Source organism: Curtobacterium sp. SP.BCo (genome assembly GCF_051903265.1).
In the GTDB taxonomy this organism is placed as follows: Bacteria; Actinomycetota; Actinomycetes; order Actinomycetales; family Microbacteriaceae; genus Curtobacterium.
The window spans coordinates 1,496,243-1,510,733 of the sequence record NZ_CP194337.1 but is presented as its reverse complement, the minus strand read 5'-3'; the positions used below and the strand labels follow the sequence as shown (position 1 = coordinate 1,510,733).

15 protein-coding genes are annotated in these 14,491 nt (G+C 71.5%); 9 read left to right on the top strand and 6 right to left on the bottom strand.

The features are described from left to right. The first annotated feature begins 69 nt into the window (after positions 1–69). Both ACRQ4B_RS07320 and ACRQ4B_RS07315 read left to right on the top strand, forming a co-directional pair. Positions 70–1,554 carry an aminopeptidase P family protein gene (locus ACRQ4B_RS07320; RefSeq protein WP_439694029.1) on the top strand — a complete coding sequence of 495 codons (1,485 nt, stop codon included), beginning with the start codon at positions 70–72 and terminating at the stop codon, positions 1,552–1,554. A 9-nt stretch (positions 1,555–1,563) separates the two neighbouring features. After that, positions 1,564–2,064 carry a GNAT family N-acetyltransferase gene (locus ACRQ4B_RS07315; protein ID WP_439694027.1) on the top strand — a complete coding sequence of 167 codons (501 nt, stop codon included), beginning with the start codon at positions 1,564–1,566 and terminating at the stop codon, positions 2,062–2,064. Positions 2,065–2,232: 168 nt separating this feature from the next. Here ACRQ4B_RS07315 and ACRQ4B_RS07310 read toward each other — a convergent pair whose 3' ends face one another. Beyond that, positions 2,233–3,150 (bottom strand): general stress protein, encoded by a 918-nt coding sequence (locus tag ACRQ4B_RS07310; RefSeq protein WP_439694026.1) that lies wholly within the window; start codon positions 3,148–3,150, stop codon positions 2,233–2,235. A gap of 104 nt (positions 3,151–3,254) precedes the next feature. On the opposite strand from ACRQ4B_RS07310, the gene ACRQ4B_RS07305 reads away from it, so the two are divergent. The 5 genes from ACRQ4B_RS07305 (at position 3,255) to ACRQ4B_RS07285 (ending at position 8,569) form a co-directional block, all read left to right on the top strand. After that, positions 3,255–4,574: a magnesium transporter MgtE N-terminal domain-containing protein gene (locus tag ACRQ4B_RS07305; protein WP_439694025.1), complete on the top strand. Its 1,320-nt coding sequence runs from the start codon at positions 3,255–3,257 to the stop codon at positions 4,572–4,574. Between the two features lie 52 nt (positions 4,575–4,626). Beyond that, positions 4,627–5,124 carry a DUF1003 domain-containing protein gene (locus tag ACRQ4B_RS07300; RefSeq protein ID WP_439694365.1) on the top strand — a complete coding sequence of 166 codons (498 nt, stop codon included), beginning with the start codon at positions 4,627–4,629 and terminating at the stop codon, positions 5,122–5,124. After that, positions 5,117–6,277, top strand: coding sequence for an Mrp/NBP35 family ATP-binding protein (locus ACRQ4B_RS07295; protein WP_439694024.1), 1,161 nt, complete (start codon positions 5,117–5,119; stop codon positions 6,275–6,277). Before ACRQ4B_RS07300 ends, ACRQ4B_RS07295 begins: the two co-directional genes overlap by 8 nt. Before the next feature lie 10 nt (positions 6,278–6,287). Next, positions 6,288–7,136 (top strand): class I SAM-dependent methyltransferase, encoded by an 849-nt coding sequence (locus tag ACRQ4B_RS07290; RefSeq protein WP_439694023.1) that lies wholly within the window; start codon positions 6,288–6,290, stop codon positions 7,134–7,136. 143 nt (positions 7,137–7,279) lie between these two features. Beyond that, positions 7,280–8,569, top strand: a complete 1,290-nt coding sequence (locus ACRQ4B_RS07285; protein ID WP_439694022.1) for a carbohydrate-binding protein — start codon at positions 7,280–7,282, stop codon at positions 8,567–8,569. 92 nt (positions 8,570–8,661) lie between these two features. Here the strand turns inward: ACRQ4B_RS07285 and ACRQ4B_RS07280 are convergent, their stop codons facing one another. Next, the gene (locus tag ACRQ4B_RS07280; RefSeq protein ID WP_092093601.1) at positions 8,662–9,030 is read right to left on the bottom strand and encodes a twin-arginine translocase TatA/TatE family subunit; all 369 of its coding nucleotides are present in this window, start codon (positions 9,028–9,030) and stop codon (positions 8,662–8,664) included. A gap of 64 nt (positions 9,031–9,094) precedes the next feature. Between ACRQ4B_RS07280 and ACRQ4B_RS07275 the strand changes: the two genes are divergently transcribed. Next, positions 9,095–9,727, top strand: coding sequence for an O-methyltransferase (locus ACRQ4B_RS07275; RefSeq protein WP_439694020.1), 633 nt, complete (start codon positions 9,095–9,097; stop codon positions 9,725–9,727). Between the two features lie 124 nt (positions 9,728–9,851). Here ACRQ4B_RS07275 and ACRQ4B_RS07270 read toward each other — a convergent pair whose 3' ends face one another. Continuing rightward, complete coding sequence (locus tag ACRQ4B_RS07270) at positions 9,852–10,574, bottom strand: AAA family ATPase (RefSeq protein WP_439694019.1); 723 nt, start codon at positions 10,572–10,574, stop codon at positions 9,852–9,854. 167 nt (positions 10,575–10,741) lie between these two features. Next, the gene (locus tag ACRQ4B_RS07265) at positions 10,742–10,912 is read right to left on the bottom strand and encodes a DUF3117 domain-containing protein (RefSeq protein ID WP_017887054.1); all 171 of its coding nucleotides are present in this window, start codon (positions 10,910–10,912) and stop codon (positions 10,742–10,744) included. A 127-nt stretch (positions 10,913–11,039) separates the two neighbouring features. On the opposite strand from ACRQ4B_RS07265, the gene ACRQ4B_RS07260 reads away from it, so the two are divergent. After that, positions 11,040–12,188, top strand: coding sequence for an AI-2E family transporter (locus ACRQ4B_RS07260; RefSeq protein ID WP_439694018.1), 1,149 nt, complete (start codon positions 11,040–11,042; stop codon positions 12,186–12,188). On the opposite strand, the gene ACRQ4B_RS07255 is transcribed toward ACRQ4B_RS07260, so the two are convergent. Together ACRQ4B_RS07255 and dapE are read right to left on the bottom strand one after the other, a co-directional pair. Further along, positions 12,167–13,411, bottom strand: a complete 1,245-nt coding sequence (locus tag ACRQ4B_RS07255; protein WP_439694017.1) for a hypothetical protein — start codon at positions 13,409–13,411, stop codon at positions 12,167–12,169. The genes ACRQ4B_RS07260 and ACRQ4B_RS07255 overlap by 22 nt on opposite strands. Further along, positions 13,396–14,478 carry a succinyl-diaminopimelate desuccinylase gene (gene dapE / locus ACRQ4B_RS07250; RefSeq protein WP_439694016.1) on the bottom strand — a complete coding sequence of 361 codons (1,083 nt, stop codon included), beginning with the start codon at positions 14,476–14,478 and terminating at the stop codon, positions 13,396–13,398. The genes ACRQ4B_RS07255 and dapE overlap by 16 nt, the downstream gene beginning before the upstream one ends. Positions 14,479–14,491 lie beyond the last annotated feature (13 nt).

Genomic DNA, 14,491 nt, shown 5'->3' with positions numbered 1-14,491 from the left:
TCGCCAATGCTATCCGCAGGTGAGCAGGCGCACAGGCCGCGGTCCGCCGGGCGGTGCGATGATGGAGGCATGTCCGACACCACTCCCCGCGCGACGAGCAACCGTTCCACGACCCCCGGGTCCTCGACGTTCAAGGACTACATCGGCTCGCAGTGGGCCGACCGCGACCGTCCGCTGCCCGAGCCGCGCGAGCAGGCCGCCTTCGCCGCCGAGCGCCGTGCGGCGATCTCGGAGCTGCACCCGGGCCGCACCATCGTGGTGCCCGCCGGACAGGCGAAGGTCCGCTCGAACGACTGCGACTACCCGTTCCGCCCGCACTCCACGTTCGCGCACCTCACCGGGTGGGGCACCGACACCGTCGTCGGCTCCGTGCTCGTGATGACGCCGAACGGCTCCGGGCACGACGCCACGCTCTACTTCCGCGCGACCGCGGGCCGCGACTCCGAGGAGTTCTACGCCAACCCGGAGATCGGCGAGTTCTGGGTCGGACCGCGTCCCTCCCTCGACGAGGTCGCGGCGGACCTGGGCCTCGCGACGGCCGACCTCGGCTCGTTCGACACGGTGGCCGCCGAGCTCGACGCCTCGGCGTTGCTCGTCCGTGACGCCGACACCGACCTCACCCGCACGCTCGACGAGCGGATCGGCAGCGCCGTCGGCGGCGCACCGGAGACCGACGGCGTGCCCGCGACCGACGACGCGCTCGCCCGCGACCTGTCCGAACTCCGCCTGGTGAAGGACGCGTACGAGGTCAACGAGCTCCGCAAGGCCGTGAACGCCACCAAGGCCGGCTTCGACGACGTCATCGCCGACTTCGACGCCGTGCTCGCGCACCCCCGCGGCGAGCGCATCGTCGAGGGCACCTTCAACCGCCGCGCCCGCGCCGACGGCAACACGGTCGGGTACGACACGATCGCGGCGTCCGGTCACCACGCCTGCATCCTGCACTGGACCCGGAACGACGGCGCCGTGCAGCCGGGCGACCTGATCCTCATCGACGCCGGTGTCGAGGTCGACTCGTTCTACACGGCCGACATCACCCGTACGCTGCCGGTCAGCGGTACCTTCACGGACGTGCAGCGCCTGGTGTACGAGGCCGTGCTCGAGGCCGCCGACGCCGCCTTCGCGATCGTCAAGCCGGGCATCACCTTCCGGCAGGTGCACGCCACCGCGATGGAGGTCATCGCCCGGAAGACCGCCGAGTGGGGGTTCCTGCCCGGCACGGCAGAGGAGTCCCTCCAGCAGGACAACCAGTTCCACCGTCGCTACATGGTGCACGGCACGAGCCACCACCTCGGCCTCGACGTGCACGACTGCGCGAAGGCCCGGCGCGAGATGTACATCGACGGCACCGTGCAGCCCGGCATGGTCTTCACGATCGAGCCCGGCCTGTACTTCCAGCAGGACGACCTCACCGTCCCCGAGGAGTTCCGCGGCATCGGCGTCCGCATCGAGGACGACATCCTGGTCACCGAGGACGGCGCCGAGAACCTGTCGGTCGGCATCCCCCGGACCCCCTCGGAAGTGGAGGGGTGGATCGCCCGCTCCGGCCGCTAGCCTGAGCGTGTGACGACACCGGAGGTCTCCCCCAGCACACCGTCGAGCCCCGACGCGGGCACCGTCGTGATCGACGTCGAGCACTTCGACTCCCCGGACGCGCAGCGGCTCCGTGCCGCCCAGCGGCTGGAGATCGACCGTGCGTACGGCGGCGACACCGAGCCGGGCGAGAAGCCCACGGCCGAGTCGATCGCGGTGTTCTTCCTCGCGCGCGACGAGGACGGCACCCCGCTCGGGTGTGGCGGGCTGCGCGTCGTGCAGGACGGCATCACCGAGATCAAGCGGATGTACGTCCGGCCGGAGTCACGGGGCGCCGGGGTCGCGGCGGCCCTGCTGCGTCGACTGGAGGAGGCCGCGATCGACCTCGGATCGCCGGCGCTCGTGCTCGAGACGGGCAACGAGCAGAAGCGGGCGATCGGGTTCTACGAGCGCGAGGGGTTCTCGCGCATCGCGAACTTCGGTCCGTACGCGGGGGTCCCGACCTCGATCTGCTACTCGAAGGTCCTGTAGCCCGGCGTCACGCGGTCGTCGGCGCCGTCGGCGCCGTCGGCCCCGTCGGCCCCGTCGGCACCGCGGTGAGATCGCACTTCCGCGGTCATCACCGCCGCCGACCACCGCCGGAGTGCGATCTCGGCAGGAATCGAACGCGCCGGAGTGCGATCTCGCGGGGATCGCGCGTCAGCGGGACTCGTCGTCCTTCGCGTCCGAGGTCGGCGACGCGGGAGCGGACCCCGGCGCGGACGTCGGCGCGGCGCCGGTGACCCGCTCGCCGTAGCGCGGCGGCTCGTCGTGACGGGGCTGCTGGACGGCCGCGGGCTGGGCGGGAGCTGGTGCGGTCGCGGGGGTCTCCCCGTAGCGCGGGCCCTCGTTCGTGCCGTAGCGCGGCGCTCCCGTCTGCGCACCGGGGGCCGACGTGCCGGACTGCTGCGGGCCTCCAGGCTGCTGGTGCGGGGTGGCGTGCCCGCCGTACGGCGACTGCTGGGGCGGAACCGGGGAACTGGGACCCGGCCGCCACGGCTGCTGCCCGTGGAGCCCCGGCCCACCGGCACCCGGACCGCTCTGCGGGCCCGGAGCACCCGGCGTGCCGGGGTTCCAGTGCGTGGCGGGCGCGAGCCCGGCCTCGCCCAGGATGCGACGGGCCTGCCCGACGAGCTGCGGCTCGACGACGATCTGGTAGTTCGTGGCGAGCACCTGGTGCACGCTCGTGAAGTCGCGCTGCCGCTTCGTGATCGCGAACGAGACGATGCCGTAGAGCATGCCGAACGCGGCGCCGATGATGGCAGCGGCGATGATGAGCCCACCCGCGGTCGGGGAGAACAGGGTGAGCACGATGCCGAAGAAGATGCCGAGCCAGAGGCCGGACAGTGCGCCGGCGATGGCGGCCCGTCCGTAGGTCATCTTGCCGGTGACGCGCTCGACGGTCTTGAGGTCGTTGCCGACGATCGAGAGCTGGTTGACCGGGAAGTCGGCCTCGGCCAGCTTCGCCACCACGCGCTGGGCGTCGGGGTAGCTGTCGTAGGTGCCGAGGACGTCGCCCTTGGGCAGCGTCGGGAAGGCCTGGGCGGTCCGACCGCCGAACGGGCTCTGATTGCTCACACAGCCATCATTCACCGCACACCTTGCAATCGCACGTGCACTCACAGGGAAGGACCCGACCGCCCGAGGCGAAGGCGCAGGGGCGAACGACTACGCTGGGTCGGGTGAGCGCCACGAAGGTCTTCGTCGCCCGCCTCGCCGGGTGCTCCGTCTTCGACCCCGCGGGCGACCGCGTCGGCAGGGTGCGCGACGTCCTCGTCGTGTACCGCCGAGTCGATCCCCCGCACGTCGTCGGACTCATCGTCGAGGTCCCCGGCAAACGCCGCATCTTCGTGAGCATCGGCCGCATCACCTCGATCGGTGCCGGGCAGGTCATCACCACCGGCCTGGTGAACATGCGCCGCTTCGAGCAGCGCGGCGGCGAGGTCCGGGTCATCGCGGAGATGCTCGGTCGCAAGGTCCTCATCAAGAAGGAGCGCATCCGTGCCTCCATCGAGGACGTCGCGATCGAGGACCGCGGGCAGGGCGACTGGGAGGTGTCGCAGCTCTTCCTCCGCAAGCCGAAGACCACGCCGTCGCCGTTCGGCAAGGGCCCGACCACGTTCGCGACCTGGAACGAGGTCACCGAGGACGAGCTGCCGGGCGAGGCCCAGTCGGCCGAGCACGTGATCGCCGCGTACTCCGACCTGCTGCCGGCCGACCTGGCCTCCACGCTGCTCGACCTGCCGGAGGAACGCCGCTTCGAGGTCGCCGAGGAACTCCCCGACGACCGGCTCGCCGACGTGCTCGAGGAGATGCCCGACCAGGAGCGCATCGAGATCCTCACCCGGCTCGACGACTCCCGTGCCGCCGACGTCCTCGACCACATGCAGCCCGACGACGCCGCCGACGTCCTCGCGCAGTTCTCCGACGAGCGCAGCGAGGCGCTCCTCGAGCTCATGGAGCCGGAGGAGGCGCAGGACGTGCGCATGCTCCTCGAGTACGAGCCCGACACCGCCGGCGGCCTCATGACGACCGAACCGGTGATCGTCTCCGCCGACGCCACCGTCGCCGAGGGGCTGGCCCTGGTCCGTCGACACGAACTCGCGCCGGTGCTCGGTGCCGCGGTGTGCGTCACGCTCCCGCCGTACGAGCCGCCGACGGGGCGGTTCCTCGGGCTCGTGCACTTCCAGCGCATGCTGCGGTACCCGCCGAACGAACGGCTCGGCACCCTCATCGACCAGCAGACCGACCCGGTCCGGGTCGACGCGAGCGCCGCCGAGGTCACCCGCATCATGGCGACCTACAACCTGCTGTCCGTGCCCGTGGTCGACGACGCCCACCGACTCGTCGGGGTGGTGACGATCGACGATGTCCTCGACCACGTCCTGCCGGACGACTGGCGAAGTCAGGGCGAGGGGGAACCCTCACCGCTCCCACGCCAACGCCCGCGCAAGACGCCCGTGACGACGGGAAGGAGGACCACCCGTGGCCCGAACGGATGACAACCGCCGCGATCGCGAGCGCACCGACGCTCGACTCGATTCGCCCAAGGGCATGCGCACCCGCGTCCTGCCGACCCGACGCCGAGGCCGCGGTGACACCTTCGGTCGCGCCACCGAGGGCATCGCCCGCGCCATGGGCACGCCGTGGTTCCTGGTCGGCCTGACCCTCTTCTGCGCCGTCTGGATGGGCTACAACACCCTCGCGCCGAAGGCGTGGCAGTTCGACTCGGCGGCGATCGGCTTCACCGCGCTGACGCTCGTGCTGTCCCTGCAGGCCTCGTACGCGGCACCGCTCATCCTGCTCGCGCAGAACCGGCAGGACGACCGCGACCGCGTGCAGTTCGAGCAGGACCGGCAGCGCGCCGAGCGGAACCTGGCCGACACCGAGTACCTCGCGCGTGAGGTGGTGGCGCTCCGGCTGGCGATGCGGGACATGGCGTCGAAGGACTTCATCCGCGCCGAGATCCGGTCGCTGCTCGAGGAGCTCGACCGCCGCGACGCGGACGACGCCGGCTTCGCGGACGAGTCCGGCAGCGCCGCCCGTGGCTGAGTCCGTCCCGTCCGACGAACGGCTCGGTTCGGCGGTCCTCGCTGCGCTCGCCCGCGTCATCGACCCCGAGATCCGCCGCCCCGTCACGGAGCTCGACATGATCCGCGGGGTCGACGTGCAGCCGGGAGGCGCGGTGCGCGTCGACCTGCAGCTCACGATCACGGGGTGCCCCGCCGCCGACACCATCGAGCGCGACGTGCGCGCCGCCGCCGGTTCCGTGGGCGGTGTCTCCACCGTGGACGTCGACGTGTCGGTCATGGACCCCGCGACGCGCGCCGCACTCACCGAACGACTCCGCGCCGGCCGACCGAAGGGCGTGCAGTTCACACCGGACTCCCTGACCCGGGTCATCGCCGTCACGAGCGGCAAGGGCGGCGTCGGCAAGTCCACCGTCACCGCGAACCTGGCCGTCGCGCTCGCTGCGCGTGGCCGACGGGTGGGCATCGTCGACGTGGACGTACACGGCTTCAGCATCCCCGGCCTCATGGGGCTCACGGACTCCGCGGGCGTCGCACCACGACCCACGCGAGTGGACAGCATGATCCTGCCGCCGGTGGCGCACGACGTGAAGGTCGTGTCGATCGGGATGTTCGTCGACAACCCCTCCACCGCGGTGTCCTGGCGCGGCCCGATGCTGCACCGCACCGTCTCGCAGTTCCTGACCGACGTGTTCTTCGGCGACCTGGACGTGCTCCTGCTCGACCTGCCGCCGGGTACCGGGGACGTGGCGATCTCCGTCGGGCAGCTGCTCCCCCACGCCGAGGTGCTCGTGGTGACCACACCCCAGGCGGCCGCGGCGGACGTGGCCGAGCGGAGCGGGATCGTCGCCCGGCAGACGGGGCAGCGGGTCATCGGCGTCGTCGAGAACATGGCGGGGCTGGTGCAGCCGGACGGCAGCGTCCTGCACCTGTTCGGCGAGGGCGGCGGCGCGGAGACCGCACGGCGCCTGTCGCGCGACCAGGACTCCCCCGTGCCGGTGCTCGGCAGCGTGCCGCTCTCCGTGCCGCTCCGCGAGGGCGGGGACGCCGGGCTCCCGGTGGTCCTCGGGCAGCCCACCGACCCGGCAGCCGTGGCCCTGCAGGCGATCGCGGACCGTGTCACGACGATGGGCCGCGGACTGGCCGGCCGGAAGCTCGGGCTCACGCTGTCCTAGGCTCGATCGCATGAGCACGGATCACGTCACCGTCGACTGGGACCACGCCCGCGAGACCAACCGCGCCAACTGGGACGACCGCGTGCCGATCCACGAGGGCGCCTACGAGATCGATGCGCTCGCCGACCCGGAGCACCGCTCGACCGTGGTCCGCGACGACCTCCCCGTCCTGACGCCGTGGCTGCCCTCGGGATCCCTGCGCGGCCTGGACGTCTGCCACCTGCAGTGCCACATCGGCACCGACACCGTGTCCCTCGCCCGCGAGGGTGCCCGCGTCACCGGCGTGGACTTCTCGCCCGCCGCCCTCGCCTCCGCCGCCGGACTGTCCGGACGCCTCGGGCTCGACGTCACCTGGGTCGAGACGGACGTCCTCGACGCCCGCGCCGCGGTGGTCGGCGACTTCGACGTGGTCTACACGAGCATCGGGACGATCTGCTGGCTCCCGGACCTCGACCGGTGGGCCGCGCAGGTCGCCGCACTGCTCCGGGCCGGCGGGGTGTTCTTCATCCGGGACGGTCACCCGGCCCTGTACGCGCTCGACGAGTCGGCCGACGAACTCGTCACCCGGTACCGGTACTTCCCGGACGGCACCGCGCAGCAGTGGGACGACGCGGGCACCTACGCCGGCGACGGCACGGTCGCGAACACCCGCACGTTCGAGTGGCCGCACCCGCTGTCCGAGATCGTGAACGCCCTGCTCGACGCCGGGCTCCGGCTGCGTCGGCTCGACGAGGGCAGGACGCTGCCGTGGCGCTTCAGTCCGCGCATGGTCGACACGGGCGACGGCTCCTGGTCGTGGCCCGACGCTGACCAGGACCGGCTGCCGACGACGTTCACGATCGTCGCGACGAAGGACTGATCCCGCAGCTGTACGTCCTTTCATGGACAGGTCGTTCCACCTGGGAGCAATATGCAGGGGTATTCCACAATGCTCCTGCGAAATCGGGTCGCAGGAGTTCCACCCGCCGGACGACGACGTCCGGCCGAGGACAGGAGAACCGTGTGAAGAACGACATCCGCGTGCGGATCGGCCTGGTGGCCGCCGCAGTGGCGACGATCGCGGGGGGATCGCTCGCCACGGCACCGGCCATCGCCGCGACACCGTCGTGCGCGACCGCCTGGGCCGCCGGGACCGCGTACAACGGCGGTGCCACGGTCAGCGAGAACGGCACCAACTACACCGCGAACTGGTGGACGCAGGGCGACGAGCCCGCGACGCACTCGGGGGCGACCGGCAGCGGGCAGCCGTGGACCTCCACCGGCGCGTGCAGCGGCACCGGCGGCGGCACCACCAACCCCGGCGGAGGCGGCACCACCAACCCGGGGACCGGCGGCAGCGGCGGCACCGCGAGCGGCCTCGTGTTCAGCCCGTACAAGGACGTCACCGTGAACCTGGACTGGAACACGAACGTGATGAACACCGCGGTGACCGGCACGCGCATCCCGGTCGTCGGGAGCTCGAACAGCCTGGTCTCGACCAGGGAGCCCGGCCTCAAGGCGATCACCCTCGCCTTCGCCACCGGGACCTGCGGGAGCGAGAACTGGGGCGGGGTCGCCGCCGACGCGTTCGCGAGCGCCAACATCCCGAAGCTCGACGCCGCCGGCGTGGACTACATCGTCAGCACCGGCGGTGCGGCCGGCTCGTTCAAGTGCTCCGGTACGGCGCTGCAGAGCTTCATCGCCCGCTACGCCACCCCGCACATGATCGGCGTCGACTTCGACATCGAGAGCGGACAGTCCGCCGCCGACGTGCAGAACCTCGTCAACGCCGCCGCGCTCGCCCAGTCGAAGTACCCGGGCCTCCGGTTCTCCTTCACCCTGGCCACCCTCGCCGCCAGTGACGGGAGCTTCGGCGGGCTGAACAGCACCGGCGACGCCACCGTCAAGGCGATCAAGGCGTCGTCGCTCACGAACTACACCGTCAACCTCATGACGATGGACTTCGGGCGCGCCACCGCCGCGAACTGCGTGCTCTCCGGGTCGACCTGCGAGATGGGGAAGTCCTCGATCCAGGCCGTCACGAACCTCGAGCACACGTACGGCATCGCGCCGTCGAAGATCGAGGTCACGCCGATGATCGGCGTGAACGACGCCTCCGACGAGGTCTTCACCCTCGCCGACGTCGACACGCTGTCCGCCTACGCGAAGGCGAACGGCCTCGCCGGCGTGCACTACTGGTCGCTCGACCGGGACACCCCGTGCTCCTCGACGACGGCGATGTCCACCTGCAGCTCGGTCCCGAGCGCTCCGGCACTCGCCTGGACGGACCGCTTCCTCGCCGACCTGAAGTAGACGCCACCACAGACGGACTGGAGGCGCGGTGCCAGCCGGCACCGCGCCTCCGGTCCGTCACCCGGTCACGTGACGGGCGTGGGTCGCCCTCGTCAGGTCGCCTCGGCGTCGAAGGGCGCGGCCTCGCCGACGGCGAGCGGCACCACCGGTGCCGTCGCACGCACCTTGGAGGCGGTGACCTGCGCCGTCTGCACGGCGGCCGCACTGCCGCCGGAGTCGAGGAGCGCATCGCGGATGATCCGGCGCGGGTCGTACTGCCGCGGATCGAGCTTCTGCCAGTCGACCTCGTCGAACTCGGGGCCCATCTCCTCGCGCATCCGGTCCTTCGCGGTGTCGGCGAAGCGACGGACGGCCTTCACGAACTCGGCGAGCTTCTGGGCGTACATCGGCAGCCGCTGCGGCCCCAGGAGGAGGACGCCGATGATCCCGATCACCAGGAACTTCTCGAAGCCGTCGAACACGGTACGAGCGTAACCCGTCCGCACCACACACCACCCGTAGAGTTGTCACCCGAACGGAGTGTGCGTGTCAGAGAAAGAGTCGAACTGGAAGTTCGCCGAGGACATCGTCTCGGAGTCGGAGGCGATCGCCCGTGCTCGTGAGCACTCCCTCGAGCTCGGGGTGGAGGCGATCTCCCCTGCCATCGGCGCGCAGATCGGCGTCATCGCCGCCGCGTCCCGCGCGACGAGCATCATCGAGATCGGCACCGGACTCGGCGTCTCCGGCCTGTACCTGCTCGGCGGCGCCCCGGACGCCACGCTCACCACGATCGACGTCGAGGTCGACCACCAGCAGTACGCCCGCGACGCCTACATCGCCGCCGGCACCGCACCGGCACGCATCCGGCTCATCCCCGGTCGCGCGAACCAGGTGCTGCCCCGGATGAACGAGGCCTCGTACGACCTCGTCCTCGTCGACGCCGACCCGGAGCACGTCATCGAGTACGTCGAACACGGGCTGCGGCTCGCCCGACTCGGCGGGACCGTCCTGGTGCCGCACGCGCTCTGGCGCGGACGCGTGGCCGACCCGGTGAAGCGGGACCGGGCGACGACGGACTTCCGGCTGCTCCTCACCGAGGTGTCGACGTCGGGCGCCGTCATCAGTGCGCTGTCGCCCGCGGGCGACGGGCTCCTGCAGATGACCAAGGTCTCGGCGTAGCGCGAGCCGCTCCGGGTGCGGGGCGCGTGCTGTTCCGGGTCGCGCGCGCTCTGTTCCGGGCCGGGCGCGCGCCGTTCCGTGGCGGGCGCGCACTGTTCCGGGCCGGGCGCGCGGGGCGACCGGATCAGTCCAGGTGGCGTAGGTAGCGCTCCGGGGACTCCAGGAACGCCCGCTGGTTGCGCACCAGGTCGAGGTCGTTCCACGACGTGCGACGGATGCCCCACTCGCCGACCTCGTGGATGGTGGCCCCCGGGAACGCCGCCAGCACCGGTGAGTGCGTCGACAGCACGACCTGCCCGACCCCGCTCTCCACGATGGACTGCAGCAGCCCGATCAGCGCCAGACACCCGGAGAACGACAGCGCCGACTCGGGCTCGTCGAGGATCCAGAGCCCCGGCCACTGCGACCGGTCGATCACGAAGTCCAGGAACGACTCGCCGTGACTACGCTCGTGGAACACCGGCTCCGGGCGCGGGCCGGGGTGCTCCTCAAGGAACGTGAAGAGCCCGTGCATGGTCTCGGCACGCAGGAAGAAGCCACCCTTCGCCGCACCGGGCTCGCGCACGAGGACGAGGTGTTCCCAGAGCTGGGACTCGGTCGGGCGCGTCGTGTGGCCGGACATCGTCGAACCACCCTCCGGCCCCATCCCGAAGGCGAGCGCGATCGCTTCCACCAGGGTGGACTTGCCGACGCCGTTGTCGCCGACGAAGACCGTCACGGGCGCGAGGTCGAGTCCCTCGTCCAGGAGCTGCCGCACGGGCGCGAGGGTGCCCGGCCACTGGTCGCGCGGTAGCGGGCCCGGCGCGTACTCCTCGACGCGGCGGATCGGCAGGCGGGTCCGTGGCACGCGACCATCCTGCCGGACGGTACCGACAGCGGCGGGGCCGGGCGCGAACGCGGGCCGGGCACGGGCGCGGGCCGGGCACGGGCGCGGGCCGGGCACAGGCGCAGGCCGGGCGCGAAGAGGCCCGGAGCGTACGCGCTCCGGGCCTCCCCGTTCGGTGCTTCGACGTACTAGGCCGAGACGACCTCAGCGAGTGCGTCGTGGAGTTCCTTGGCCTCGGCATCGTTGACCGAGACGACCAGGCGGCCTCCACCTTCGAGCGGAACCCGCACGATGATGAGTCGACCCTCCTTAACAGCCTCCATCGGCCCGTCACCGGTCCTCGGCTTCATGGCTGCCATCAGATGTCCCCTTTCGCGCAGTACATGCCCGCCCATTATCTCGTATCGATGGGGGAACTGCGAAACCGCCCAGGTTGGGGGTGGCGAATCGCGACGTTCTCGCGGCTCGGAGTGGTCACCTTGGTGGATGCCGTACATCCGCTCCACGCGCCGTCCACGCGTCGATCCCGCTGTCGAGGCCGTGCCGGAGGGCATGCGCATCGCCGGTGCGTTCTCGTGGCGCATCCTCGTCGTCGTCGCCGCACTCGCCGTCGTGGTCGCGCTCGTCGTCCTCCTGCAGGACATCGTGGTGCCGTTCCTGGTCGGCCTCCTCGTCTGCGCCCTGCTCGCGCCCCTGTCGGCGTTCCTGCAGCGTCACCGGTGGCCGAAGTGGCTTGCGATCCTGTCCAGCCTGCTCGCGGTCGTGGTGGCCCTCGCCGTCCTCGCGCTGATCGTCACCGCGCAGATCCGGTACGACCTGCCGTCCCTGGCGCACCGCCTCGACCACAACGTGCAGTCGCTGCAGACCCTGCTGGCGTCGGAGCCGTTCGGCATCACGGCCGCGCAGGTGACGAAGTGGCTCGCGGACGCGACCACGTTCCTGCAGACGCACGCCTCGTCGATCCTGTCCGGTGCGCGCGAAGCCGGGAGCGGCCTCGTGCACGCCCTCGAGGGACTGTTCATCGTCGTGTTCACCACGATCTTCGTGCTCGTCGACGGCCGCCGGATCTGGTCGTGGGTCGTCCGGGTCTTCCCCGCACGCGCACGCCCCCGCATCGACGTCGCCGGACACGCCGGGTGGAAGACGCTGACCAGCTTCATCCGCGTGCAGTTGATCGTCGCGGTCACCGACGCGCTCGGCATCGTCATCGGCGCCCTGGCGCTGCAGGTCCCCCTCGCCGTGCCGATCGGCGTCATCGTGTTCTTCGGGGCGTTCGTCCCCGTCGTCGGCGCCATCGTCGCGGGCGGGGTCGCCGTGCTCATCGCGCTGGTGTTCAACGGGTGGGTGCCGGCGCTCGCGATGCTCGGCGTGGTCATCGTCGTGCAGCAGCTGGAGAGCCACGTGCTGCACCCGTTCCTCACCGGCAGCGCGGTGAAGGTCCACCCGCTCGGCGTCGTGCTCGGCGTCACCGCGGGGACGACCATCGCCGGGGTCGTCGGGGCGTTCTTCGCGGTGCCGTTCATCGCGACGGTCAACTCGATGGTGACCGCGGCGGCGGCGTGGCGCCCGGAGGACCCGGCGCCGTCAGCGCCCGCGGCCGGACGGACCACCGATCACGGTGGGGTCCAGTCGTAGCCGTCGACCCACCAGCAGTGGTAGAGCCACACCCACTGCAGGGCGAGACAGACCACGACGATCGCCACCCGGTACACCCGTGACCGTGGCAGCGCCACGATCCCGAGCAGCGGCGCGATCGGCAGCAGGATGCGCCAGGTGCTCGACTGCGGGAAGAACACCGCCAGCAGGTACACGACGTACGCGACGCCCCAGAGCCGCAGCTCGAGCCCGATCCGCCGCGCGGCCGGCATGGACACGAACGCTGCGAAGCCGACGACCACCACGGCGAGCAGGATCGCTCCAGCCGGCTGCCGGAACCACCACCCGAATCCCTGGACCCACGGCGCGAAGGGCACGAGGTCCTTCCAACCGATGTACGACGACCGCCACGCGAGTTCGGTGTCCGTGTAGGCCTTCGGCACGCCGGTCACCGCCCAGGCGATCGCGGGCCACGCCAGCCCGACCAGTCCCGAGACGACGGCGACGACGGCCGGCGGCACGAGCTTCCGGACGGTGAGCGGTGCCGGCTCGCGGACCCAGGCCGGACGGACGGCCCACGCGCCGAGGAACAGCACGACCAAGAGCGAGAAGGCCAGGCCGGTCGGCCGGGTCATGCCGAGCAGCAGCACGACGGGCAGCATCGTCCACCAGCGGCGCTCCACCAGCAGCAGGAGGGCGACGAGCAGCAGGAACAGCCCCATCGACTCCGCGTAGGCGACCTGGAACATCGCGGACACGGGTGCGACGCAGAAGAGCACCGTGGCGAACGTCGCCCGGGCCGGATCGAGGAACTTCCCCATCAGCCGTCGGAACACCAGGGCAGCGCCCCAACCGAACAGCAGCGACACCGACACCGCGACGAGCTCGAACGAGGCGCCGGTGAGCACCATCAGCCCCCGCACCAGGAACGGGTACGCCGGCATGAACGCCCACGCGTTCTCGGTGACGTGTCCGGCGGCGTCCACCGGCAGCGTCGAGGGGTAGCCGGCCGAGGCGATCACGCGGTACCACGCGCCGTCCCAGATCGACGAGAACGACAGGAGGCCGGGGTGCTGCACCGTGAACGAGTTCGCGGCCTGCACGCTGGCGAAGGCCGCGAGCATCGCGCCCGTGACGATCCGCGCGAGCAGGTACACGACCGTGATCCGCACCCACCACGGCACCACCCGGTAGCGGGCGTGCCACCGGGCGCGGGCGGGGCTCAGCCGGGTGGACCCGGCCGTCGTCAGGCCGTCAGCCACCGACGCAGACCGTCCTCGACCGAGGTGATCTGGTCGACGGGGACCTGCTCGTCGTCGTGGTGCGCGAAGACCGGCTCGCCGGGCCCGTAGTTGACCGCGGGGACCCCCAGCGCGGAGAACCGTGCGACGTCGGTCCAGCCGTACTTCGGTCGGGGTGCCGGACCGCCGACCGCGGCGACGAAGTCCTGGGCGAGGGCGGCGTCGAGACCGGGACGGGCACCCGCGGCGAGGTCGACGATCTGCACGTCGTACCCGTCGAAGAGCTCGCGGATGTGGGCGACCGCCTCGTCGGCACTGCGCGAGGGGGCGAACCGGTAGTTCACGTGGACCATGGCCTCGTCGGGGATGACGTTGCCGGCGATCCCGCCGGAGATGCCCACGGCGTTGAGACCCTCGCGGTACTCGAGCCCGTCGACCGTCACGGTGCGGGGCTCGTACGCGGCGAGGGTGGCCAGGATCGGGGCGGTCTTGTGGATCGCGTTGTCGCCGATCCAGCTGCGGGCACTGTGCGAACGCTTGCCGAACGTGCGGACCTCGGCGCGGAGGTTGCCGTTGCAGCCGCCCTCGATCTGCGCACCGGAAGGCTCCCCGAGGATGGCGAAGTCGCCCGCGAGGAGCTCCGGTCGGGTCCGGGCCAGACGACCGAGGCCGTTCAGGGAGTCGCTCACCTCCTCGTGGTCGTAGAACACCCACGTGACGTCGACGGTCGGGTCGGCGAGGTCGTACGCGAGCTTGAGCTGCACGCCGACGCCCGCCTTCATGTCGACGGTGCCGCGGCCCCAGAGGATCTCGGTGCCGTCCTCCGCCGTCCGGAACTCCGTCGGCAGGTTGTCGTTCAGCGGCACCGTGTCGATGTGCCCGGCGATGACGACCCGACGGTCACGGCCGAGGTTCGTCCGCGCGACGATCGCGTCGCCGTCACGGATCACCTCGAGGTGCGCGAGCGGCACCAGGGCCGCTTCGATCGCGTCGGCGAGCGGTCCCTCGTTGCCGGACACCGACTCGATGTCGCAGATGGCACGGGTGATGTCGATGGACGAGGCGGTGAGGTCGAGCGGCTCCGGCATGCGGGAAGCCTAC